Annotated in this window: 22 protein-coding genes and 1 riboswitch; of the genes, 1 reads left to right on the top strand and 21 read right to left on the bottom strand. The window is 35.2% G+C overall.

Features of this window, described 5'->3' with window-relative positions:
* Positions 1 to 54: 54 nt before the first annotated feature.
* From cobA to AB674_RS00450, 6 genes are all read right to left on the bottom strand, one after another.
* Positions 55 to 831 carry a uroporphyrinogen-III C-methyltransferase gene (gene cobA / locus AB674_RS00475; protein ID WP_047772884.1) on the bottom strand — a complete coding sequence of 259 codons (777 nt, stop codon included), beginning with the start codon at positions 829 to 831 and terminating at the stop codon, positions 55 to 57.
* Positions 824 to 2,914, bottom strand: a complete 2,091-nt coding sequence (locus tag AB674_RS00470) for a HEPN domain-containing protein (RefSeq protein WP_047772882.1) — start codon at positions 2,912 to 2,914, stop codon at positions 824 to 826. The genes cobA and AB674_RS00470 overlap by 8 nt, the downstream gene beginning before the upstream one ends.
* Before the next feature lie 93 nt (positions 2,915 to 3,007).
* Positions 3,008 to 4,252 carry a sulfate adenylyltransferase subunit 1 gene (locus AB674_RS00465; protein ID WP_047773252.1) on the bottom strand — a complete coding sequence of 415 codons (1,245 nt, stop codon included), beginning with the start codon at positions 4,250 to 4,252 and terminating at the stop codon, positions 3,008 to 3,010.
* Between the two features lie 107 nt (positions 4,253 to 4,359).
* The gene (gene cysD, locus AB674_RS00460) at positions 4,360 to 5,259 is read right to left on the bottom strand and encodes a sulfate adenylyltransferase subunit CysD (protein WP_047772880.1); all 900 of its coding nucleotides are present in this window, start codon (positions 5,257 to 5,259) and stop codon (positions 4,360 to 4,362) included.
* 98 nt (positions 5,260 to 5,357) lie between these two features.
* Positions 5,358 to 6,068 (bottom strand): phosphoadenylyl-sulfate reductase, encoded by a 711-nt coding sequence (locus tag AB674_RS00455; protein ID WP_047772879.1) that lies wholly within the window; start codon positions 6,066 to 6,068, stop codon positions 5,358 to 5,360.
* Positions 6,069 to 6,093: 25 nt separating this feature from the next.
* Positions 6,094 to 6,996: a sulfite exporter TauE/SafE family protein gene (locus AB674_RS00450; protein WP_047772877.1), complete on the bottom strand. Its 903-nt coding sequence runs from the start codon at positions 6,994 to 6,996 to the stop codon at positions 6,094 to 6,096.
* A gap of 289 nt (positions 6,997 to 7,285) precedes the next feature.
* On the opposite strand from AB674_RS00450, the gene AB674_RS00445 reads away from it, so the two are divergent.
* Positions 7,286 to 8,068: a sulfite exporter TauE/SafE family protein gene (locus tag AB674_RS00445; protein WP_047772875.1), complete on the top strand. Its 783-nt coding sequence runs from the start codon at positions 7,286 to 7,288 to the stop codon at positions 8,066 to 8,068.
* 667 nt (positions 8,069 to 8,735) lie between these two features.
* Here AB674_RS00445 and AB674_RS00435 read toward each other — a convergent pair.
* The 15 genes from AB674_RS00435 to AB674_RS22705 all read right to left on the bottom strand — a co-directional run bounded on the left by AB674_RS00435 (position 8,736) and on the right by AB674_RS22705 (position 24,952).
* On the bottom strand, positions 8,736 to 9,146 hold the full coding sequence (locus AB674_RS00435; protein WP_047772871.1) for an RrF2 family transcriptional regulator: 411 nt from the start codon (positions 9,144 to 9,146) through the stop codon (positions 8,736 to 8,738).
* Positions 9,147 to 9,274: 128 nt separating this feature from the next.
* Positions 9,275 to 9,775 (bottom strand): RDD family protein, encoded by a 501-nt coding sequence (locus AB674_RS00430; RefSeq protein ID WP_047772869.1) that lies wholly within the window; start codon positions 9,773 to 9,775, stop codon positions 9,275 to 9,277.
* 90 nt (positions 9,776 to 9,865) lie between these two features.
* Positions 9,866 to 10,381, bottom strand: a complete 516-nt coding sequence (locus tag AB674_RS00425) for a hypothetical protein (protein WP_047772867.1) — start codon at positions 10,379 to 10,381, stop codon at positions 9,866 to 9,868.
* A gap of 92 nt (positions 10,382 to 10,473) precedes the next feature.
* The gene (locus AB674_RS00420; protein ID WP_047772866.1) at positions 10,474 to 11,646 is read right to left on the bottom strand and encodes a trans-sulfuration enzyme family protein; all 1,173 of its coding nucleotides are present in this window, start codon (positions 11,644 to 11,646) and stop codon (positions 10,474 to 10,476) included.
* Positions 11,647 to 11,783: 137 nt separating this feature from the next.
* Positions 11,784 to 12,215 (bottom strand): OsmC family protein, encoded by a 432-nt coding sequence (locus tag AB674_RS00415; protein WP_047772864.1) that lies wholly within the window; start codon positions 12,213 to 12,215, stop codon positions 11,784 to 11,786.
* 27 nt (positions 12,216 to 12,242) lie between these two features.
* On the bottom strand, positions 12,243 to 12,878 hold the full coding sequence (locus tag AB674_RS00410; protein ID WP_047772862.1) for a LysE family translocator: 636 nt from the start codon (positions 12,876 to 12,878) through the stop codon (positions 12,243 to 12,245).
* 198 nt (positions 12,879 to 13,076) lie between these two features.
* The gene (locus tag AB674_RS00405) at positions 13,077 to 13,769 is read right to left on the bottom strand and encodes a hypothetical protein (protein WP_131701503.1); all 693 of its coding nucleotides are present in this window, start codon (positions 13,767 to 13,769) and stop codon (positions 13,077 to 13,079) included.
* A gap of 231 nt (positions 13,770 to 14,000) precedes the next feature.
* Positions 14,001 to 16,415 (bottom strand): bifunctional aspartate kinase/homoserine dehydrogenase I, encoded by a 2,415-nt coding sequence (gene thrA, locus AB674_RS00400; protein ID WP_047772856.1) that lies wholly within the window; start codon positions 16,413 to 16,415, stop codon positions 14,001 to 14,003.
* 1 nt (position 16,416) lies between these two features.
* Positions 16,417 to 17,400, bottom strand: a complete 984-nt coding sequence (locus tag AB674_RS00395; protein WP_240478054.1) for an alpha/beta fold hydrolase — start codon at positions 17,398 to 17,400, stop codon at positions 16,417 to 16,419.
* 77 nt (positions 17,401 to 17,477) lie between these two features.
* Positions 17,478 to 17,586: riboswitch (SAM riboswitch) on the bottom strand.
* A 187-nt stretch (positions 17,587 to 17,773) separates the two neighbouring features.
* A complete protein-coding gene (locus tag AB674_RS00390; protein WP_047772852.1) occupies positions 17,774 to 17,974 on the bottom strand; it encodes a hypothetical protein in 201 nt (66 codons plus the stop codon).
* 632 nt (positions 17,975 to 18,606) lie between these two features.
* Positions 18,607 to 19,695: an aspartate kinase gene (locus AB674_RS00385; protein WP_047772850.1), complete on the bottom strand. Its 1,089-nt coding sequence runs from the start codon at positions 19,693 to 19,695 to the stop codon at positions 18,607 to 18,609.
* 216 nt (positions 19,696 to 19,911) lie between these two features.
* The gene (locus tag AB674_RS00380) at positions 19,912 to 21,216 is read right to left on the bottom strand and encodes an O-acetylhomoserine aminocarboxypropyltransferase/cysteine synthase family protein (protein ID WP_047772848.1); all 1,305 of its coding nucleotides are present in this window, start codon (positions 21,214 to 21,216) and stop codon (positions 19,912 to 19,914) included.
* 55 nt (positions 21,217 to 21,271) lie between these two features.
* Entirely contained in the window at positions 21,272 to 21,436 is a 165-nt protein-coding gene (locus AB674_RS22710; protein WP_165579335.1) for a hypothetical protein, read from the bottom strand.
* Positions 21,437 to 21,827: 391 nt separating this feature from the next.
* Positions 21,828 to 24,674 (bottom strand): TonB-dependent receptor plug domain-containing protein, encoded by a 2,847-nt coding sequence (locus AB674_RS00375; RefSeq protein ID WP_047772846.1) that lies wholly within the window; start codon positions 24,672 to 24,674, stop codon positions 21,828 to 21,830.
* Positions 24,675 to 24,778: 104 nt separating this feature from the next.
* Positions 24,779 to 24,952 (bottom strand): hypothetical protein, encoded by a 174-nt coding sequence (locus tag AB674_RS22705; protein WP_165579334.1) that lies wholly within the window; start codon positions 24,950 to 24,952, stop codon positions 24,779 to 24,781.
* Between the last annotated feature and the right edge of the window lie 213 nt (positions 24,953 to 25,165).

Genomic DNA, 25,165 nt, shown 5'->3' with positions numbered 1-25,165 from the left:
GGCGAAAATAATTCTTTTGATCTTTTTTATTTTTTGTCGGGTTGAAGCCCTACGCTACATGATGATTTCTTTTGATAGAAATTCTTCGTAGCATCCTTTTAATTTATTGCTTTCGCGAACAACTTCTCCGAGAACGATAATGGCAGGTGAGCTTAATCCTTTTTCTTTTACAATATTCAAAATAGAATCTACCGTTCCTACGCCTACTTTTTCATCGGCAGTGGTTCCGTTTTGAATAATCGCAACCGGCAAATTTCCTTTATCCTCTTTTTGAAACAAATGGATAATCTGAGACAATTTGTGCATTCCCATCAAAATCACCACGGTTGCAGAAGATTGCGCCGCCAATGCTACATCTGAAGATAATTTCCTGTCTGATGTTGTTCCTGTAATGGCCCAAAAACTTTCTGAAACACCTCTTTTGGTAATCGAAATTCCCTGACTGGCAGGCACCGCAACTACCGATGAGATTCCCGGAACAACAAAAGTTGGGATTCCGAAACTTTCTACAAATTCAATTTCCTCACTTCCGCGTCCGAAGACAAAGGGATCGCCGCCTTTTAGACGTACTACATTTCCATACGTTAAGGCATTATCTACAATCAACTGATTGATTTGATCTTGCGTATAGGCATGGTTCCCCATTTTTTTTCCGACAAAAATCGTAATCGCGTCTTTTGAAGCGTGAGAAAGAATTTCCTCGTTTGCCAATGCATCATACAAAACCACATTCGCTTCAGCAAGTGCTTTAACGGCTTTTAGCGTAAGCAGATCCGGATCTCCGGGACCGGCGCCTACTAAAGTTACTTTGGGTTTGATTGTATTAAGCATTTTCTAATTCTTGAGCTCTATATTTTTCTATGGTATCAAAAAAAGCAATTCCTTCCTGAATGTATTGTTTTGCAAAAGCTTCCGAAGGCTCTGTCTGATTGATTTGATATACTAATTCTTTGAATGTTGTTGCCAATTTAATTTTAGCCGTTACAACAAATACATTGTCAAACAAATCAACAATTCCTGCGTGATTGTTTGTTTTTTCATTTTCGGAAAGCAATAAGGCTTTTGCCCCATTTACAAATCCTGCATAAGCATGATAAATAGCATCAGACCATTTTCCTTCGTCGAATGATTCTTGTGCGAATGTTAATTTGTCTTTTGCTTCTAATAACAAAGTAGCAACCAAATCTATCACAACACCGGCACATTCTCCAACTCCAACTGCTTTTACATAATTATCTGCATTACCCCAATCTACAAAATCACCTTCTGTTAAATTGGTTACATCTGCTAAAGGTTTTAATATTTCGTAGAAGTATTTTTCTCCTTTTTCATCGTAATAATTTAGAAATTTCTGTCCGTTTGCATGGGTATCAAAATCGTTTAAAATAGTACGCAAGGCATCTGGTCCTCTGCGGCTTGGAATTTTGATTACTTTATCGGCAAAACGTCCTTCTCCATTTCCTAATCTTCCACCGCCTAATAAAACCTGTAAGGCCGGCGCTACCAATTTACCGGAGTTTATCGACATTCCCTGAAAACCAATAGCTGACATATTATGTTGTCCACAAGCATTCATACAACCACTGATTTTTATTTCAATTTCGCGGTTGTTTCTGTATTGTGGATATTCTGAATTAATCACTCTTTCTAATTCTTCTGCTATCCCGGTACTGCTCGCAATCCCCAAATTACAAGTGTCAGTACCTGGACACGCAGTAATATCCGCCGTAGAATTATAGCCTAAATGAACAAAGTCCAATTTGGCTAATTCCTGATAAAAGAAAGGTAAATTCTCTTCTTTTATATGGCGAAGTACTATATTTTGGCGTAATGAAAATCGCAATTCATTTGCTGCATAATTTTTAATTAAATCGGCTAATAATCTTGCTTTATCTGTGTAAAAATCACCTAATAAAACTTTGATTCCAATCGAATAATATCCTTTTTGTTTTTGTGCAATTACATTTGATTCTTTCCACAATTCATAAGCAGCCGTATCAGCAATAGTAACTTGCGGTACTTCTAATAACGGTTCTGGAATTGGACCATCAAAAGCAGTAGTATCAATTTCATAGGTTTGAAAAGCAAGTGCTTTTTTCTCTTTTTCGACTAAATCCAAAAAGACATCTCTACCCATTTCTTTGATCAAAAACTTCATACGTGCTTTCATTCTTTTGGCACGTTCACCATATCGGTCAAAAATACGAATGATCCCTTCAGCTGTTGGAATGATTTGGTTTGCCGGTACAAAATCTGAAAGCAATTCAGCGTGAGCCGGTTGTGAACCTAATCCACCACCAAAAACGATTTTAAAGCCGCGTTGTCCGTCAACGATTTTTGGAATAAATCCTAAATCATGCAGGTAACTCAAAGCCGTATCTTCATCAGAAGAAGAGAACGAAATTTTAAATTTACGTCCCATTTCCTGACCAATAGGATTTCTTAAAAGGTATTGAAATAAGGCATGTGCGTAAGGCGAAACATCAAATGGTTCGTTTACATCTACACCTGCTAATTCGCTTCCTGTAATATTTCTAACGGTATTACCACAAGCTTCACGCAACGTAATATCATCTTTAGCCAGATTAGCCCAAAGTTCCGGAGTTCGGTCCAGACTTACATAGTGAATCTGAATGTCCTGACGCGTTGTAATATGCAAACGTCCTGTAGAATATTCATCTGAAACTTTAGTAATACGTACCAACTGTTCGCTCGTTACTTTACCATAAGGCAATTTAATACGAATCATTTGAACGCCTTCCTGACGTTGCCCGTAAATTCCTCGTGCTAAACGAAGACTACGAAAACGCTCATCATCAATTTTTCCTCCACGGAATAAGTGAATCTTTTTTTCAAGATCGATAATTTCTTTCTGAACTATCGGATTTTCTATTTCTGTTCTAAAACTTTCCATTTTCTTTTTTGCTTTAGGCTTTAGGCTATACGCTTCGAGCTTTTTTAACTTTGTTTTTTTCGCTTAAGGCTTATTGCTTAAAGCCTAATGCATCTATCGAATAAATCCTACTCCTGCCGTTGTGTTGGTTGCGGTATCAATTAAGATAAAAGCACCGTTTGATTTATTATCATTATAGGCATCAAAATATAAAGGCTTGCTTAATTTGATACTTACTTCTCCAATTTCATTTATCGCTAACTGTGTCGCCGGAGTATTTCCTGAATAATCGGTTGCGATTGTATTTTTGATACTTTCTACCTTTGCCAGAACACGGTTTGTGTTGTGTTGCACAATGTATTTTGTTCCCGCAACCAGTTTTTTACTGTCCATCCAACAAACGGTTGTGTTGATGTCTTTTTCAATTTTTGGAAGTTCTGATGATTTTACAATCATATCACCTCTTGTCACATTGATATCATTTTCTAATTCGATTGTAACCGAAGAACCTGCAACGGCTTCGTCAAATTGTTTATCGAAAAAGTGAATTTTACTCACTTTTGATTCTGTTAGTGAAGGCAAAACAGTTACTACATCCCCAACTTTAATTGAGTTTCCATATAATTTTCCGGCATAACCTCTAAAATCGTGGTACTCTTCTGTTTTAGGACGAATCACAGTCTGAACCGGAAAACGTGCTTTTCCAGCTTCGTAAACATCATGAGAATGCAATCCTTCTAAATGCTCCAAAACCGTTTGTCCGTCGTACCAAGTCATATTTTCTGATTTATCGACTACGTTTCCGCCATTGATCGCACTTAATGGAATATAACTTACATTTTGTTCTTTGAAAGTACTTTTAGCATTTAAGGCTTGAAAATCGGTTTTGATTTTATTGAAAACTTCTTCCGAATAATCCACTAAATCCATTTTGTTGATGGCTACGATTACCTCTTTTACACGCAATAAATTATTGATAAAAAAGTGACGGTACGTTTGCTCGATAACGCCTTTTCTGGCATCAATCAAAATGATCGAAACTTGTGAAGTCGAAGCTCCCGTAACCATGTTTCTGGTATATTCTACGTGCCCCGGAGTATCGGCAATAATGTAACTTTTCTTAGCAGTCGAGAAATAAATATGCGCTACATCAATCGTGATTCCTTGCTCTCTTTCTGCCACCAAACCATCCGTTGCTAACGAAAAATCAAGATAATCGTATCCTTTTTGTTTGCTGCTTTTTTCGATTGCTTCGATTTTATCTGTTGTCAATGATTTTGTATCATACAATAACCTTCCGATCAAAGTACTTTTTCCGTCATCTACACTTCCTGCTGTTGCTATTTTTAAAACGTCCATTCTGTATTGTTTTGTTTCAGGTTTCAAGTTTCAGGTTCTTCTGAAAACTTATAAATCTGTCTGTTTTTTTGAATTTTACTTTTCTCTACTTTTAATTTTTAATTGGATTAAAAGTATCCCTGTTGTTTTCTTTTCTCCATTGCCGCTTCAGAACGTTTGTCATCAATTCTGGCGCCTCTTTCAGAAATAGTAGAAGTTCTGATTTCTCCCACTACTTGTTCAATGGTCTCTGCATAAGATTCAACAGCAGCAGTACAACTCATATCTCCAACGGTTCTAAAACGAACAATTCGTTCTTCGATTTGTTCGTCTTCTTCCTGGTACACAAAAGGAGAATGTGACCAGATCAAACCGTCTCTCAAAAAAACCTTTCTTTTATGTGAGAAATAGATTGATGGGATCTCGATGTGTTCTTTCTCGATATAACTCCAAACATCTAATTCCGTCCAGTTTGAAATTGGGAAAACGCGAACGTTTTGACCATTTTCTATTTTTCCATTCAAAATATCAAATAATTCAGGACGTTGATTCTTCTCGTCCCATTGACCGAAATCATCACGTACCGAAAAAATACGTTCTTTTGCTCTTGCTTTTTCCTCATCACGACGTGCTCCACCAATACAAGCATCAAACTTAAATTCTTCGATTGCATCTAAAAGTGTCGTAGTCTGCAAGCTGTTTCTACTGGAATATTTTCCGGTTTCTTCTACTACTTTTCCTTCGTCAATAGCATCCTGAACATTACGAACAATTAATTCTAATCCTAATTCTTCAACCAATTTATCTCTGAAAGCAATTGTTTCAGGAAAATTATGTCCTGTATCAACATGCAAAAGAGGAAACGGAATTTTAGCAGGGAAAAATGCCTTTTGCGCTAAACGTACTAAGGTTATAGAATCTTTTCCTCCAGAAAAAAGCAAAACCGGTTTGTCAAACTGTGAAATTACTTCTCTGAAAATGTATATTGCTTCGCTCTCTAAAGCGTTTGTTTTTAATACTGAACTCATTGTATTTTGTTTAATGTTTAAAGCTTCAGGGGTCTGATTCCTCCTAAAATCTCGTAAACTATTACTATCTATTCTCTTTATTCTTTGCTCTATTCTCTTTACTCTTTCTTAGCCCCGTGCAAACCACATTCTTTATGGCTTGATTCCCACCACCATCTTCCGGCTCTGATATCCTCTCCGGGAAAAATGGCTCTTGTACAAGGTGCGCATCCAATACTTACGAAACCTTCTTTGTGCAGGGCATTCTGTGGGACATTAAATTCTTTCAAATGATTCTCCACTTCTTCTAAAGTCCATTTTAACAGGGGATTGAATTTTATAATTTCGAAACCTCCATCATATTCAAACAGATTTAAGTCGTGTCTGTTTTCTGACTGCTCAGCTCTTAAACCTGTAATCCAAACTGAATTTCCTGCTAAAGCTTTCCGCAACGGAACCACTTTTCTAATAAAACAGCATTCTTTTCTATTTTCAACCGAATCATAAAAACTGTTTGGTCCTTTTGTCTGAAGTAAATTTTCTACTGCTGCCGCTTCCGGAAAATAAACTTCGATCTGTTTTTTGTATTTTTTTAATGTCCTGTGAAAAACATCGTACGTTTCCTGAAACAATCTTCCGGTATCTAAAGTAAACACCTTGATTGCCACATCATTTTTGAAGATAAAATCAGTTATTACTTGATCCTCCTGTCCAAATGAAGTCGAAAAAATAACTTTCTCCGGATATTCCTCAGCCAGAAAAGCTAATGTTTCTTCCAGTGAAAAATCTTTTGTTTTTGCTTCTAATGACGCTATAATTGCTGTGCTCATATTCTCTTTCCTTTTCTAAAATATTTTACAATAATTTAGACAATGTTTTTAAACTCAATAAAATGATTAGTATTCCCACTGCGATCATCATTGGTTTTCTTTTAATTTTATTGACCAAATAAGCCGCTAATGGAGCAGAAATCACCCCTCCTAAAATTAGTCCTATAATAACCTGCCATCCGTGGATTCCTCCAAAAAGCATAAAAGTAATACCGCTTGCAAATGAAACCGCAAATTCGGCAGCATTTACAGATCCAATCGTGTACCTCGGGTTTCTCCCTCTTCCTAATAAGGTAGAAGTTACAATTGGTCCCCAGCCTCCGCCACCTACTGCATCCATGAATCCTCCAAAAGTGGCCAAAAAACCTAATTTTTTAGTTTTCTTTTTAATGATGTTTTTCAACAATGCTTTTCTAATAATAATTATTGCCAAAACAATCATGTAAACGGCGATAAATGGTTTTATAACTTCTCCGTCAATTACATCTGACAATAAATACGCTCCTATAGCTGAACCCAAAACACCCGGGATCAATAAATTCTTTACCAGTTTTTTATTAATGTTCCCAAAACGGTGATGCGAAATGGCTGATGCTCCTGTTGTAAACATTTCAGCGACATGAACTCCTGTACTACTAATTACAGGCGGTACTCCGTAGGCTAATAAAAAAGAAGTCGAGGTCGCTCCGTATCCCATTCCTAAAGTTCCGTCTACCAACTGGGCAAAAACACCAATTAGAAAAAAAACTAAAAGCTCCTGATTAAGACCTTCTACAAATCCATTCCAGGAAAACTCAGCATAGTGATTGTAACCAAGTGTTAGCAGCAGACCTACTAACAATACAACCGGTACAAGCACCCATACTCTTTCTTTTAAAGACACTTCGGCTTTTAATGCAACTGTACGTACTTCTATTCCTTTTTCCATATTTCTTTTAAAAAATCCATTACCCTATCGGCTTACTAGATTACTATGCAAAATTAGTATTTATTTGTAAATAACAAAACAATATTTTGATTTTTTACTTTAATTAACAACCGCATCCCAAACAATTAAAACAAAACTTACTTATTTTGACAAAATAAAGGTAAATTTAAAAACTGTAAAACACGCAAACAATTACAAAACAAAGATTTAACAAGCACTTCTAAAATAGTCTACCACATCGATAGGATTATTATAAATTACTTCTTATTTTTGGCAAAATTTTTTATTTATGGATTTTCAGATAGGTCTTGTAGTGGCAGGTTTATTCGTTGGTTTTGTGGTGGGAATGACTGGTGTTGGCGGCGGTTCGCTCATGACTCCTATTTTATTATGGTTTGGCATTCCACCAACAACCGCTGTAGGTACCGATTTATTGTATGCTGCTTTTACCAAAATGGGAGGGGTATATGTTCACAATAAAAAGAAAAACATCAACTGGAAAATCACCGGCTGGCTTTCTTTAGGCAGTGTACCGGCGGCTTTATTAACTTTATGGATATTGGAAAGCATCAAAACCGATGTTACCGCTTTAAATGCCTTAATCAAATACAGTCTGGGCTGGGCTTTGCTTTTTACTTCGATAGCAATTTTGTTTAAAAAGAAGATCATGCAATTTTCTCAAAAACATGCCGGAGACAAATTCCACTACGAAAGCACAACTCAGAATATTTTAACGGTTGCTATTGGTGTATTATTAGGAGCGACCGTAACCCTTACTTCGATTGGTGCAGGCGCACTGGGAACTGTAACTTTATTTTTTCTATACCCTCTCTTGCCAACTCCAAAATTGGTCGGAACTGAAATCGCCCACGCCGTTCCCTTAACTCTTGTTGCCGGAATTGGACATGCCTCAATGGGGAATTTAGATCTAGGACTACTGGGTCAATTGCTATTAGGATCCCTTCCCGGAATTTACATGGGAAGCATGTTAAGCGGAAAAGTACCTGATCTATTCCTTAGAAATGCCATTGCCATCATGTTGTTTATGGTAGGCTACAAATTAGTTTTTTAACCTTTTACTATTTCATTTTCCTAAAAATAATAGAAAAAAGTTCTCTATACCCAAAAAACCATTTCAGTGAGTTCGCTCAAGGAAATGGTTTTTTTATTGATTCCTACTTGGCGATATTAAACCATATAAGTCATGTAAGTTCATTTAAACTAAACTTATATTAACTCCTATAACTTATATGGTTTAAAAAAAAATTATATGTTCCAAACTAGTTTCCTCCGTTTTTATAAATTAAACCTAACAGGTTTTAAAAACCTGTTAGGTTTGGAATTCATCGAAAATAAGTCATATAAGCCCATTCAAACTAAACTTATATTAGCTTACATCACTTATATGGTTAAAAAAATTATATGTTCCAAACAAACTAGTTTCCTCCGTTTTTATAAATTAAAGCTGACAGGTTTTAAAAACCTGTTAGGTTTGGAATTGATCGAAAATAAGTCATATAAGTCCATTCAAACTAAACTTATATTAGCTTACATCACTTATATGGTTTAAAAAATTATACGTTCCAAACAAACTAGTTTCCTCCGTTTTTAAAAATTAAAGCTGACAGGTTTTTAAAACCTGTCAGCTTTAGTATTCATCGAAAATAAGTCATATAAGTCCATTCAAACTAAACTTATATTAACTTACAACTTATATGGTTTAAAAAAAATTATGCGCTCTAAAAAGCGATATCCGCCAACGAATTACTTTCTAATATCTTTAATGTATTATCTCTCACTTCCGTCATTAAACGACGGGCAGCACAGGTAGATTCATCGTCACAGTCATCGCATTTTTCGTAGAAATTGTGACTCGCGCACGGAAGTAGTGCAATCGGTCCCTCCAAAATTCGGTATACTTTGGCCATGCTAATATCTTTTGGATCTTTGATCAGATAGTAACCGCCTCCTTTTCCTTTTTTTGCTCCCAAGAAACCGGAATTCCTTAGAAGCAATAATATACTCTCCAGGAACTTAATCGAAATATGTTCGCTTTTTGCAATTTCAGCAATTTGCACAGGATCATTATTCTCGCGTCTTGCTAAAAACGTCAAAGCTTTAATTCCGTATTTTGTTTTCTTTGAAAGCACTTATTAAGATTTTAGAATGTTGATTTTAGATTTTTTGTGCTAAAATGACAGCATATTTTTCAACAGCAAAAATAGGCTATTGCTATAAGAATAACAAAAGAATAAAAAGTATGACGCTGACGAACTTATTATTCGTTTTCCTTAACTCCGATTAATTCAAATTCTTTAAATGTTTTTATGCTTTCTTTTAAAGCCTTATTACCGACTACATAAGTATCTGAAAAAGAATCATGCCAACCTCTGCTGCCTAAAAAAGAAAAAGCATCAAAAGGGATTAAGCGAGATAGACTTCTTTTAAAAATTGCTCCAAAACCCGGTTTTTCACCATTTTCATCAACGACAACAGTTCCCGTGATAAATTTCCCTATTGATCTTCCGAAAAGACCTTCTGTAAACACATAATAAAGTATCGATATTATTACAAAAACAAGTTGTGACTCCAGATCGCTTATGTTAATCAACCATTCATTCAGGCCATCCCATTCTAACAGATTGGACAAAATCGCAAAGATAAAAGTTATGACAAATGCAGAAAGCATAATGAAAATGATATCTAAAATGTAATTTAAGAAACGACTTCCATTAGAAGCTATTAAATTGTCATCAAGAATATAAGTAGTGTTACTCATGTTAAATTGGTTTTAATTAAGGTTATGTTTTGTTCGCGACAAAAATATACTTTTTGTATAAACAATTATGGAAAAGAAAGAAAAATCAACTTAAAATTCACTGCAAATGACAACCATATTCTTTTCTATTAAATACAACTGATGCTCTTGATTTTCGAAAACATAATTTGAAACATTCAAATCCGAAAACCATTCAGCATTCGGTTTATTCCGGTCATTCTCTCCAAAATACAACTTGATTTTGCAATTGGGAATCTCCGTTTCAAAACGCAATCTAGTTGACGAAACCGCCACCAACTGCTTTACTTTTAAACCAAGCAACGAAGCTTTCCAGCCAATTGTTCCTCCTATGCTAAAGCCTAAAATAGTCACTTCTTCTTTTTCAAAATCCAATAAAGTTTTAACCGCCTTATCAATTCCTCCCTTTAAAAATTGACTATGAATATCACTTTCATCGCAATCAGAAGCATTTATTCCGCCTAATTTCAGAACATCATAATAGTGAACATCAAATTTAGACGCTAAGGTTTTACTATACGGTTTTATCCATTCCGGGCTTTCACCTCCAAATAAATCAGACAAGAGCAACAATCTTGGTTTTACCATAATGATGTTTTAAAAACTAAATTTAAGATACTAAAAAAGGCTATTCATTTGTAAAACAGATAGCCTTTTAAATTTTTAAAATTATAATACTTTTAAGAAAGTGCTTGCTCTAAATCTGCAATTACATCTTTTACGGTTTCTAAACCTACAGAAACACGCACTAAACCTTGTGTGATACCAACTGCCAATTGATCTTCTTCAGACAATTTACTATGCGTTGTTGAAGCCGGATGCGTTACAATTGATCTGGTATCGCCAATATTAGCGGAAAGAGAGCAAAGTTTAATTTTGTCCAGAAATTTTCTTCCGGCCTCGATTCCTCCTTTGATTTCAAATGCAATAATATTACCTCCTAAAAGCATTTGTTTTTTGGCGATTTCATATTGTGGATGTGATTTCAAAAATGGGTATTTCACACTATTCACATTTGGATGTGCTTCTAAAAACTCCGCTACTTTTAATGCATTTTCACAATGTTTTTCTACACGAATTGCAAGCGTCTCTAAACTTTTTGACAAAATCCAGGCATTAAACGGAGATAAAGCAGGGCCTGTATTTCTTGAAAACAAATAAATCTGTCTGATTAAATCTTCACTTCCAACGGTCACTCCTCCTAAAACACGACCTTGACCGTCGATTAATTTAGTTGCCGAATGTACTACCAAATGCGCTCCAAACTTAATGGGCTGCTGAAGGTATGGCGTTGCAAAACAGTTATCAATAATTAAAATTAAATTGTGTTTTTTAGCGATATCACCCAACAACTGCAGATCAATTACATCTACACCGGGATTTGTAGGCGACTCTGCGTATAATATTTTAGTATTCGGTTTAATGAAACTTTCAATTGTTTCCGGTTTATTAATGTCAAAATAAGAAGTTTCAATATTCCATTTCGGGAAATAAGTCATAAACAACGCATGAGTTGAACCAAAAACACTGCTTGCCGACACAATATGATCCCCCGCATTTAATAAAGCCGCAAAAGTAGAATACACTGCTGCCATTCCCGTTGCAAAAGCATAACCGGCTTCTGCCCCTTCCATTTTGCACACTTTATCTACAAATTCAGTTGTATTTGGATTACTGAAACGGCTGTAAATATTTCTTTCTTTTTCTTCTGTAAAAGAAGCACGCATGTCCTCTGCATCTTCAAATACAAAACTTGACGACAGGTACAAAGGTACCGAATGTTCTAAATACTGAGATCTCTCTAATTGTGTTCTAATGGCTTGCGTTTCGAAACCAAATTCTTGTTCGTTCATTTTTTTTTGTTTTTCAGAGGACTATTTCACAGCGTTACACAAAGCAAACACTGAGTTGCACCAAAGATTTTAAAATATCTTTTAATAGCCTTTCAATTATTTAATAGCTAGTCAAAATTATCTAATTCTCTAATTGACTAATTTTCTAATTCTTTATCGTTTAAAACAACTTTGTATTTTATAGTTGCTGTTGGTTCAACCGTTTTGGCAACGGAGCAATATTTCTCAAAAGAGAGTTGTGCAGCACGATAGGCCTTTTCCGGATTGATATCTCCTTTTAAATAAAAAACCACATTGATTTCTTTAAAAGGTTTTGCTTCGTCTATCTGAACGCGAAGTCCTTCTACCTCAGCGTCAAAAGAAATTATTTCCTGACGTTGTTTTTTTAAAATCGAAATCATATCGATAGCACTGCATCCTGCAACACCCATTAAAACAAGCTCCATTGGACTTGCGCCTAAATCACTTCCTCCAAATTCTGCCCTGCTGTCTACATCGATTACATGACCGCGTTCATTTTTTATTTTAAAATGAAATGCGTCATTTACTCTGTTTAAGGTTACTTTCATTTTTTTTTATTTTAATCTTTACTTTAATTATTTTGCTTTTGAAAAGGCCATTTTAATTGCCATTGACATTAAAACTCCTGCCATAAACCATTTCTGAACCTTTAGCCACATTGGTTTTTTAGCGAAAAAAGAAGCTATTTTTGCTGCCGTTAGTACGATTATAAAATTAACCGTGAAACTCACCAAAACCTGTGTTACACCAAGTTCCAGGCTCTGTGTCATAATCGATCCGTAGGCCGGTTTGATAAACTGAGGAAAAAACGATAAATAAAACACCGCAATCTTAGGATTTAATACACTTGTTAAAAATCCGATACTAAATAGCTTTTTTGGTTTATCTATAGAAAGGTTTTCATTCGGTTGAAAGAGATTCTTTCCGTTTGGTCTCACCGCCTGGAACGCCAAGTATAACAAATAGAGAACTCCTGTAATTTTAAGAATATTATACGCCATCGGAACAGCAAAAAGTAGCGCTGTAATTCCAAAAGAGACCATGATAATATGAACAAAAAAACCAAAAATAATTCCTGCCAACGATAGTATTCCAGCTTTTTTACCTTGAGTAATAGAGCGCGAAATCAAATACATCATATTCGGTCCCGGTGTAATTACAAGTAATAAAGCCGCCAGGATAAAAATAATAAGTTCGTTTAATGGTATCATTTTTTTTCTTTTTTATTTAAATATATAGTCCGGTTTGTCTTTTCAAAAAAAGCTCAGAACTTAACCCAAACCACGAAGCAATTCGCAGCTGTTTTTCAGATCCGTTTTCTACAAACCATCATAATTCTCTATCATAGAAATCGCAACAACTTTCCAAAAAATCTAAAGTCTTCAATCTAAAATCAAAAACCTCCGTACTTATTTCTTTTTGGTCTTTGCTTTTGCTTTTGTCTCCTGCACTTTGGCTACTTCTTTTTTATTACAATTATTCGTCTCGTAAAGTTCAATTATACGACCGGCCAAAGTATTCTTTTTGAAATTTTCTTTATTAACCGCTTCCAAAAAAGCAGGACAATCTTTAAACTGAATACCTGCGATATTCCTCACGGCCTTATCCATCCCTACATTCACAGACATCATTGCTGACAACATATAAACATAAAATACACCATCTTCCTTCTCTTTTCCCATGTACAGCATTGTACCGCCACCTGAGCCTGTTGAAGTTCCTGTCGCCGGATTGTATCTAAGAGTCGATTGAAGCGCATCTACCGTAAGCTTAATTCCTTTCGAATAAATCACGTACAACCAAGATTTATCGGAGCTTTTTTTTACTCCTTTTTCTCCTTTATCCTGAAGCACAAACAATCTTTCTGCTTCATACTTATTTCCGTCTTTGTCAACGTACTCCACTTTTTTGAGTTCTTTACTCAAAATTTTCTCCGTATCTCCTTTTTCAGTGAGTCTGAATTTAACTTTAGAACTGTTTATTTCAACAAGTTCGGCGAACCCTTTTTTAACGGTTCCGTTTTCAAAAGTCAGAACGGCTTCATAGTATTTTGCCTGCATCGTAAAAGAGATCAGGCAAAAAAGGAAATAGATTTTTTTCATTTGTATAGGTTAATTCATTTGGGGGGCAACCAGAATCTGTAATGTTCAGATTCTTTCTATTCTTTCGCCCGTTGAATGTTATTTAACACATAGAAACATAGATTTTAATTTCCTAACTATGTCTCTATGTGTTCCAATTAATTCCACGCAACGGGTTATTTTTTATATTTTTTTGAGTTTAATTTTTCTTCTTTGTCGAAATAACAAGTTAGCGAATAAATCTAAAATCTCTTACTCTTTATCTGACAATCTCAAAATATCACCAAAAACGCCTCTCGCGGTAACGGCAGAACCTGCACCGGCCCCTTGTATTACGATTGGTCGGTCTCCGTAAGATTCTGTATAAATTTCAAAGAAAGAATCAGAACCTTTTAATCCGCCTAAAGCAGTATCTGAAGGCACAGAAACTAATTTTACTTCCAGAATTCCTTTGTCATTTTGTAAATCTCCGGACAATTCTCCGATATATCGCAACACATGATTTGGTTTTTGATCGGCTTTAATCTTCTCATAAATCGGATCAAATTCTTTTAGTTTGGTTAAGAAGTCTGAAACGTTTCCTTCACGTAAATGTTCCGGTATTAAATTTTGAATTGAAATCTCTTCGAACTCATTTTGCAAATCCAATTCTCTTGCCAGGATCAATAATTTTCTACCTACATCATTTCCGCATAAATCCTCACGCGGGTCCGGTTCTGTGTAACCATTATCAATTGCCTCTTGCAAAATCTCACTAAACGGAGCTTCTTTTGCAGAAAAATTATTAAACAAATAACTCAAAGTTCCCGAGAATACTCCTTTTATTTTAGTGATATTTTCACCCGAAAGGTGCAATAATTTTATCGTATCAATTAATGGTAATCCTGCACCAACATTGGTTTCATACAAATAATTCTTCTGATTATCTGCCAATGATTTTCTCAATTCTTTATAGAAACCATAACTTAACGTATTGGCCACTTTATTAGACGAAATCAAATCAAAACTGCTCTCAATCAAGGAAATATAGTTTTCAACAAAGGAAGCACTCGCCGTGTTATCAATCGCAATTAAGTTCTCCAAATGATGCTTATCTGCATAGGCAATAATGTCATTAATAGTATACGAAACTCCTTTATCCTGAATGTCATTTTTCCAATCTGAAGTGACTCCATTTTTATTTAAAAGTACCTTTTTAGAATTGGCAATTGCAAAAACATTCAATTTGATGTCTTTGCGTTTTTCAATAGCACCAGTAGATTCCAGAATTTGATTGATCAAAGTTCCTCCAACCAATCCATGACCGAAAACGGCAATATTGATTTTTTTAGAAACTCCGAAAATCTCTCCGTGAATTACGTTTAAGGCTTTATGCAATTCTGATTTTTTAACTACCAAACTCACGTTTTTACCCGTAACCGTGTTGTTAAACAAAATCGGAACAATTTTATTTTTGATTAAAGCCGTGTAAGGCTTATGAAAAGTACTCAGATCCTGACCAATAATAGAAATAACCGAAACATTGTCTGTAACTGTAATTTGGTTTACGTCTTTAGAATAAAAATCATTCTCAAACTCTTTTTCCAGTTCGATCATGGCAGTAGTAGCTTTATCTGTTGCCACTACCAAACCAATTCCTCTTTCAGAAGATCCCTGAGAAATAATACTCACACTGATATTGTGATCACCCATTACTTTAAAAATACGAGCATCAACTCCTGATTTTCCAAGTAATCCGCGACCTTCAAGATTTACTAAAGATAAGTTCTCTAAAACAGAAAGTGTTTTAATTCCTTCTTTTGCAGACTCTGAAGTGATTAAAGTTCCGCGGTTTTCATGGTTAAATGTATTCAAAATACGAAGCGGAATACTTTTTTCCAACAACGGAATTATTGTTTTGGCATGCAAAATAGTAGCTCCGAAATTGGCCAATTCGTTTGCTTCATTAAACGATAAATATTCGATTTTTTTAGCATCGGCAACCAAATCAGGATTTGCAGTATAAATTCCGTCAACATGCGTAAAGTTTTGAAGCTCTTCTGCATTTAAATAATTTGCTAACAACGAAGCGGTATAATTACTTCCGTTTCTTCCTAAAGTTGTCGTGTCATTATTGTTGTTTGAACCGATAAAACCGGTTACAATATTCACTGTTGATCCGTTATGTTCTTTGAAATAATTGATTACATTTTTCTTTGAAAGCTGTTCCAAAGGCTGAGCATCACCAAATTTCGAATCCGTTTTCAGTAAATCTCTGGTGTCTACAAAATTAGCAGGAACTCCTTTTTCAATCAAAATTGCCGTCAATAATTTAGCCGAAAGCAATTCGCCTTTAGACAAAATCTGGTCTTTGATTTTATTGCTGTAATCTCCAATCAGACTTACGCCTTCAAAAAGTTTATCCAAAATACTGAATTCTTCAGACAGATCAACTTGTGGGTAATCTGAAACCTGGTACGTTTTAAAACTTTCTAATAACGGTTTATAGTTACCGTTTTTAGAAGCAATACTTAAAATATCTTCTAATTCATCAGTAGCATTTCCGCGGGCAGAAACGACAACGGCAATTTTTTCACCCTGATTGATTTTATCTGTAATAATGGAAACTACTTTGTTAAGTCCTTCTCCGTTTGATAACGATTTACCGCCAAATTTTAATATTTTCATTTTATTTTTTTATTGTTTCTGCCTTAAAAATATCGGCAAGTAAATAATCTAGTTGTTTGTACTCTATTAAAAAAGCGTCATGTCCGTGTACTGAATCTATTTCGCTATAAAAAACATTGTCTTTGAATTTTATTAATTCCTGATACGTTTCCTTATTTTCTTTTGCTGTGAAAAACAAATCTGAATTGATTCCGATAATATGAATCGCTGCATCCGTTTTAGATAACAACGTTTCAAAATCGGCGCTGTTTCTGGTAATATCTATCGTTTTCAACAATTGATTCATCAATTTATACGAAGACAATTGATATCTTTTTTGCAATCTTTCTCCGTGATGTGCCAGCCAGCTTTCAATATTAAAAATAGAAAGGTCTGAATTGATTGTACGTTGAAATTTTTCTTTGAATGATTCGGGAGAGCGGTAACACAACATAGCGTGAATTCTGGCATCTTCTATTGGTTTTGAAGAATTGTTCAGGATTTGCTCTTGTAAGTAACAATTTGCAATCATCCAGTCTGTCGATTTCCAGTCTGTTGCAATTGGTATTAAGTTTTGTGTGATAGCGGGTTCTAAAGCCAGTATTTCCCATGCAATTCCACCTCCTACAGAGCCTCCTATTATGGTATGAAGTTGCTCTATTTTTAAGAAATCGAGTCCTTTTATAAAAATCCTCGCAATATCACGGGCTGTAAAATCCTGGTAATTTTCTATTAAAAAAGAATCATTCCCATTGCCGGGAACATTAAACGCTAATACCGTATAGACATTAGTATCAATTGTTTTTCCTTCTCCGATCAGGTCATTCCACCAACCGTTTTCACCTGTGACCTCAGCGTTTCCTGTCAGGGCATGATTGACCAAAACGATAGGCGCGCTATAGAGTGGTAAGCCCGAAATCGTAAAACTTAAGGGTAACGAATGATAAACTGCACCATTTTCGGTGGTGAAATTTTGTATGCTAATAAGGGTTGGTATATTTTCCAATTTCAAATCTGTTGTATTATTGATTTGTATGAGGAAATATTAGAAAGAAAGTCTAGACGAAACTAGAAAAATTCTTATTGTTATCTTTCCACGTTTGGGCGTGGTAGAATGCAGCACCTTCTTCGAATTAACGAAGGGTTGCTAAGGATTCATCGGGTCTAATCCCTCGTCCTTTCTTTATAACATTTCAATACGTTTTTGAACTTAACGGTGCAAATTAACTACTATTTTCTTAAACAAGCAAATTTATCTGAACTGAATCTTTTATTTTATGAAAATAGTTTAATCTGAAACTATTATACGCAAAAAATTACCGAACAATATGCCCAGTAAAATTAAGCCGGTTTCACCCTATTTTATGACTCTTTTCGATTTAGATGAAAAGGGTTTCATTCTCTTTAGAATACATTAAAAACAACAATGAATTTGGTGCTTTTTTTTCTGCATTTTTATCCGTTTCGGTAATTCCAAAACTTGGGTGGATCAATTCGTTTGTTGGTGGCGGGTTGTTTCTTTTTGTCCTGCCGTTTTTCAATCTAGAAAATGTTCTTGCTAAGTAGTTTGTTGCACTCATGATATTTAAGTTTTAGTTCAGTTGTGTATTATTATGTTTATTAATCTTTTACTATTTTGTTAAGGCAACCCGATGGAATAAAAAAACCCTTTTGGTTTCAGATGCCAAAAGGGTTATAAGTTTTACAAACTTGTATTTACTTTTGGAATCAACAGACGTATGCGCAAATACTTGCGACATTAAACATCTTATTCATCTGTAACGATTGATTCATCTGTGATTTATTTGTTATCTTAAAAAAATTCTGCATTTCGTATAAATTTAAAAAGCCTCTCAAAAAATTCTGGGAGGCTTTGCTATATTTTTTATTGTATTACAATATTAAGCAAAAGACATCCCCACGGTTTTAACCGAAATGACACAAAACATTTTGTAGGCATTTAAATTCATGTGATTAGTAGCTTTTTGGGTTTTACAAATATCAGAATAATAATTTTATTACACAAATGGAAATGAAGAATTTAATTACTAAAAATGTTAAAAAACATTATTTAAATGTTAAAAAATAGCTTCTAAAAGCAAAATTTCTTAAAAAAGCCATAAAGGGCCTTAAAAAATAGGTTTACACACTCCATATCAACTCTGCAAATCAGTTTATCAAAGAACATTTTTCAGTGTTTTAGCTCTTATACTTACAACCAAACAGCTTCTTTATTTCTGATTTTTTCAGCCACTTTCAGGATGTCGGTTATAATGCCGCGCGAAATTGCCTGCTTACAAGCCGAGGCACTTTTAATCACAATCGGCACAGCCGCATAAGATTGGGTGTAAATTTCAAAAATCGTATCGGAACCTTTCAATTGTCCGATAGCAGAAGTAATGGGTTCAGAAACCAATTTGACTTCCAATGTATTTTTCTGAACATCAAATTCTCCTATATAACGAAGCACATGATTGTCTGACTGGGTAATTTTTGCAATTTTGAAATACCGGTCCACCGCTTCTTTATTAAGTGTACCATTTTTCTCCAGATGCGCCTCTTCGATCAACGGATTGATTTTTATATCCGAAAGTTCAAAGTCCTGCCCTATTTCCCGTGTTAGAATCAATAGTTTCCGTGCTGTATCATTTCCTGATAAATCCTCCTTAAAAGTAGAACGCATTAATCCTAAAAGACTGGCATCTTTTAAAATAGAAGAAAAAGTAGTCTCCTCTGAAGAGAATTGATTAAAAACATAACTCAGATTATCGGAGAAAACACCGCGAATTTTAGTGATTTTTTCTCCTGAGTAATACAAATCTCTTAAAGTCTGCAAAACCGGAACTCCTGTATCTACCGAGGTTTCATACAAAAACTCTTTATCGTACTTTTTAAGATTCTCTCTTATTTCTTTATAAAGCTCAATAGGCAACGTATTGGCTTTTTTATTTACCGCGACAATATTAAATCCGTTTTGAATTAAGGTATTGTAATGGCCTATCAGTTCCTCACTCGCCGTTGCATCAACAGCGATCAGATTTTCAAATTCATTTTCTTTTGCAAATTCAATAATATCTTCCACTCTAAAAGGCACTGCCAATTCTACAAAATTGGTTTCCCAGGCGTACCCGACACCTTCTTTTTCAAAAAAAGCTACGGTAGAATTGGTGATAATCGGAAAATGAAAGTCAACATTTTTGTTTTGCAGAAAAAACTCCTGGCTTTCGATAATCTGATTGATTAAGGTACTTCCGATATTACCGATCCCGAAAAGGACAATGTTTATTTTAAGCTTTGACATAATTTTTAATTTTAAAATGACTCAAAAACAGAATTGTTTTTAATTAATTTAACCATATAAGACATTTAAGTTCCTTTTACTACTCGACCTTAGCTTACCTGAACTTATCGTACTTATATGGTTTAAACTTTATATAGATTTTGCTTTTATAAAAAATCACCTCTAGCAAAAATCATATTGCTAAAGGCAATTTTTCAAACAAAAAACAAAAAAACCTTAATTTTTATTGATGCTGTATGCCTCTTTTTTAACCGTTGCGAAAACGGTTTGCAAATCAGCGATCAAATCCTCAATATCCTCAATTCCGACAGAAAGACGAACCAAGTCTTTAGAAACTCCTGTTTCTGCTTGCTCCTCCTCTGTCAATTGTTGGTGTGTTGTACTTGCCGGATGAATGATTAGTGACTTTGTGTCTCCAATATTGGCCAGAAGAGAAAACAATTTTGTTTCGTCAACTACTTTTTTAGCTGCTTCAAAACCGCCATTCAGTCCAAAAGTGATGATTCCGCTTTGTCCTTCAGGCAAGTATTTTTTGGCTAAATCAAAATATTTACTGGACTCTAATCCCGGATAATTTATCCAGGCCACCTCATCTTGTTTCTCTAGCCATTTGGCCAAAGTCAAAGCATTTTCGCTATGTTTTTTGATTCGGATTGGCAATGTCTCTAATCCCTGAATGATCTGGAAAGCATTAAAAGGACTCAAAGCTGAACCAAAATCCCGCAAACCTTCAATTCTCGCTTTTGTGATAAAGGCAGCATTTCCAAGCGCTTCATGATACACCAAACCATGGTAACCCGGAGAAGGTTCTGTAAATTCAGGGAATTTTCCGTTTGCCCAATCAAAAGTTCCGGCATCAATAATAGCGCCTCCTAGCGAAGTTCCGTTTCCGGCAATATATTTGGTCAAAGAGTGAATTACAATATTTGCTCCGTATTCAATTGGTTTTAGCAAATAAGAAGTGGCCACCGTATTATCGACAATAAAAGGCACTTTGAAGTTTTTAGCTTCTTTCGAAATGGCGCCCAAATCCAATACATCTAATTTTGGATTCCCTAAAGATTCTACAAAAAAGGCTCTTGTATTTTCTTTTGCCGCTTTGGAGAAATTTTCTGCTTTTGACGGATCAACAAACGTCGTTGTTATGCCTAATCGGGGTAAAGTTACTTTCAATAAATTGTAAGTCCCTCCATACAAACTGTTTGATGCTACAATATGATCTCCGGATTTTAACAAAGTCAGGAACGTTGTTGCGATTGCAGCGGTTCCCGATGCGGTAACGACTGCTCCAATTCCGCCTTCGAGCGCCGCCAGTCTTTGCTCTAAAATGTCGTTTGTCGGATTGTTTAATCTGGTGTAAATAAATCCGGCTTCGGCAAGACCGAATAAATTGGCTGCGTGATCTGAATTGTTAAAAACATACGATGATGTCTGGTAAATAGGCACGGCTCTTGTTCCTGCATTTTTAGTAACATCGTGTCCAGCGTGTAGTGCGTTTGTTGCAAATTTTTGTGTGCTCATAATTTCTTAGTTTTTAGTGTTGTTAATAGTATTTTAGTTTGTTATTGATTTATTTTTAAAAATAAAGGTCTTCTTCTTCTACTGCATACATTTGAAATAGTAATGATTTGTGTCCTTCCAGGCTCAACTCTTCTTTTACTTGAGTTACTTTCTCTATAATGTTGCTGTTTATTTTAAAATCTGTTTCTATTGCTTTCGAACTTTTAGCTGTGGTTTTCATACTTGTAATTTTTTAAAATGATGAAATAAAAAAAGCCCTTTTGGCTGGCTTACCAAAAGGGCTTATAGTTTAACTATAACAAAGATTTTATCTTTCACTTTTGGCAACAACAGACCGGAACGCATTTACGCATCATACAACACATTATCATTTTGTCTGCTATTGTTTTCATTTTATAAAATTGTATTAATTAAAAACTTTTAGATTTTTTTAGTTCTACTAGTTTGATAGAGTAAATATAGTAACTATTTTTTAACTACCAAAAAAAAATGTATAATTTAACATTTAAAAAGAATTAAGCTACATAAATTTTGCCCCAATCCTTTGTAAACCCCTTTCAAATCAAGCTTAAAGCAATTTTGAATCTGAAAGGGATTTTTTTATATTTTATTTAAAACTTGAACCCTAATCGCGCAAAAACAAATCTTCCGTTTAATCCAAATTGCGAAACGGCTCTTGAATAAGCAAATTGATTTGCGTTACTTAAATCGGTACTCGGTGCAGGAGACAAAGTTGGGGTTGTATTGGTAAAGGCAGGTGTTGAAGGATTGTTACGGTCCGGATATACATCTCCTATATTATTAACCCCAAGCGTAATTCTGAACTTCTCATTAATCTGATATCCTAAAGACAAATCGGTCACAATTTTTGCGCTGTATTCCGGATGTTCGTACACAGAAGAAAATCCGTCTAAGTTCACATCTGTTGCTCCCGGATCTGTTACCTTTCCGAAATAGCTGTTTCTTAAATAAATATCCAATTTCTTGATATTAAAAGTGGTGGTCAAATTTGCCTTCAACTTTGGAATTGCTTCTTCCAAATAAACTCTGCTTGACTCCGGAAAAAACGAATATTTAAAAGGCTCTCCTCCTGCATCAATAATAGACTGAGGAACATTTAAATCTCCTACTCTTTTGGTTTCATTATAACTAATCGCAAAATCATTTCTGATTGTGAAATCAGCTACTACATTATACTTCTGAGAAATCACTACATCTATTCCTTTTGTCTCAGAATTGATTCCGTTTGTCCAGAATGAGGCTCTTTCTACTCCTTTTAAATCAAATGCTTCCTGAAACAGGGTCAATGCTTCTGCTTGTTCCGGTGAGGTAGCACCCGTAATTTGCGCGTCTGTTGGTCTTGCATATTGTCCTGTTAAAACAATTCGGTCATCGATTCTTGTAAAATAGGCATCGGTAGAAATGGTGATATTGGCTTCCGGAATTTTAAACGTAAAACCGGTGCTGATACTTTTAGATTTCTCCGGTTTTAAATTTGCTACACCAATGCTTTTTGCCGCATCGGAGTCATTTGTAAAATACCCCACCTGGTATGGAGCACCATTGATAAATTGAGTAGAGCTGGTTTCAAAATATTTTTGTTGCAATGAAGGTGCTCTAAAACCTGTTTGTCCAGAAATCCTCCAATTGATGAAATCATTTAATTTCAAAAGTGAAGCCAATTTAAACGTAACCGTGTTTCCAAAATCAGAATAATTTTCGAAACGTGCTGCTCCGTTTAAAAGCCAGTTTTCGGTTGAATTTAATTCTAAATCTACATAAGCTGCCACACTTTTTCTGTCTTTCTCTTTTGCATCGGTAGCTTGAAATCCTGAGAATCCCTGCGCTCCTGCTCCACGTTTGTTCCCGAAGAAATCAGTCACAATTAATGGTGAAGTTGTTGGCAATGTACCGGAAACAAAATTTCCGTTTACGTCATATAATCCATAAGAGGCTTGTTCTCCGGCTTTAATCTGATAGTTTTCATATCTGAATTCTCCACCAAAAGCAACATTCAATCCTTCTAAAACATCGAGTTTTTTACTAAAATCTAAATTGGTTGTACTTTGTAAAAATGAAACTTTCCCTGCATCAAAACTAGATGGAGATTGTGTTCCCAAAGTTGCATTTATCGTATTGTTTGCTCCGTATTTAAAAGAGTTGGTTCCCAGATTGGAACTGAAGTCAGTATCAAAACCAAACAATTGCGTTGTAATTCCCGCAGCAGCAGAAGCGTCTACGATATCTGATTCTATTTCCGGCAAAAATCCATTTGAATATACCTGAGTAAAAGCTCCCGAAGCATTTGGAAGTCTGTTAAAGGCGTATGATTTTCCGTTTCTGTAAGACAGTCCTCCAAAGGAATATAAGGAAGTAATCTCAGTCAAAGGATATTTAGCATTGAAATACAACTGCCCTGTTGCCAATTCTGACTGACCTACACTCATATTATAGTCACTTCTTTGCTGTCCTCTGTAATTCAATTCATTATTCGTTACATCGAAATTTAAGGCAGTTTGCATCTGAGCAATTGTGCTCGCAGAAGAAATCGCAGTTTGCTGTGCCGGTGTAAAATAACTTACCTGTGGTGCATATTGCTGTAATGTACTGATGATTTGTCCTGAATTTGGCGTTGCATTAATATTACTAAACAACGAATTGACCTGAACGCCATCTTGAGCCGCTCTGTTTTCGACAGCGTTATAGGCATTAAAAATAGGGTTACTTCTAATTCCCGCACGACTGGTAGCCTGTCTTGTTACGGCACTTCCGGTAACATTCAGATAACTTCCCTGTTTTCCTAAAGAGGTACCGTAGTTTAAGTCTAATTGTAAAGATTGTCCGTCACTTCCTCCTTTAAAATTATTGGAGCCCGAAGATACATTTGCCCCGTACTGAATATCTCCTGAAACGTATTTTGCATTCTTTTTCAATACAATATTGATTACTCCGGCGATGGCATCCGAACCGTATTGCGCGGCAGCTCCATCTCTTAACACCTCTATTCGCTCGATCGCGTAAGACGGAATTGCATTTAAATCAGTTCCGACAGAACCTCTACCCGGTGATCCGTTTATGTTTACCAAAGCACTTGTATGTCTTCGTTTGCCATTCACCAGAATCAAAACCTGATCGGGACCTAAACCCCTTAATTGTGCCGGATCAACGTGATCTGTTCCATCTGCAGTAGAGGTTGGATTACTGGTAAAGGATGGTGCAACATAATTTAATATTTGGGTTACACTGGTTTGTGGAGCCCCTTTTGTTATTTCAGCTATATTGAATACATCAACAGGAACAGGTACGTCTGTTTTTACTCTGTTTTTACTTCTTGACCCCACTATTGTGATTTCTGACAGTTCATTGTTTTGTAAAGTATCTTTTTCTTTTTTGTTCTCCTGAGCATACAATCCCGAGATGGTAGCCAAGCCAAAAATTAATAGTAATTTATTTTTCATTGTATTTGAATTAGGTTTTTTTATGCTGTTTGTTATTGAATGTTGCTTATTATTTTTATTTCGTTTTCGACAAAAAAAAACCTCTGCAGATTGGCAGAGGTTCTTTATATATAGCTGAAAACATAGTCTACAATAGTCTCTCTGCGGAAGTTTCCGGCATCATACAAGACATATTCTTTGAGATTGATTTCATGTTTATTTTGTTTTCTTTCGTTTTGATGGGGCAAATTTGCGGACTTTTTTTGGAACCACCAAACAAAAACCCAAAATATTTCCATTACCCTATCGAATTAGTATGTTATGTTAAATTTCTGTACAATAAATAAAAAAAACAAAACTTTAATTTGTCAATCAAAATGGTTTTATAACTTTGCACCCGAATACAGAGGAAAAATTTGAACTGATTGCAACCTCTTCATAATGAAATGGTTCGTTATGAATACTGAAATGTTTTGATTTCAGTAGTAAAAAATGCTAAAGCAGGAACTCTC

Source organism: Flavobacterium sp. ABG (genome assembly GCF_001027725.1).
Classification (GTDB): Bacteria; Bacteroidota; Bacteroidia; order Flavobacteriales; family Flavobacteriaceae; genus Flavobacterium; species Flavobacterium cupriresistens.
This window is presented reverse-complemented; position numbering and strand designations above follow the sequence as displayed.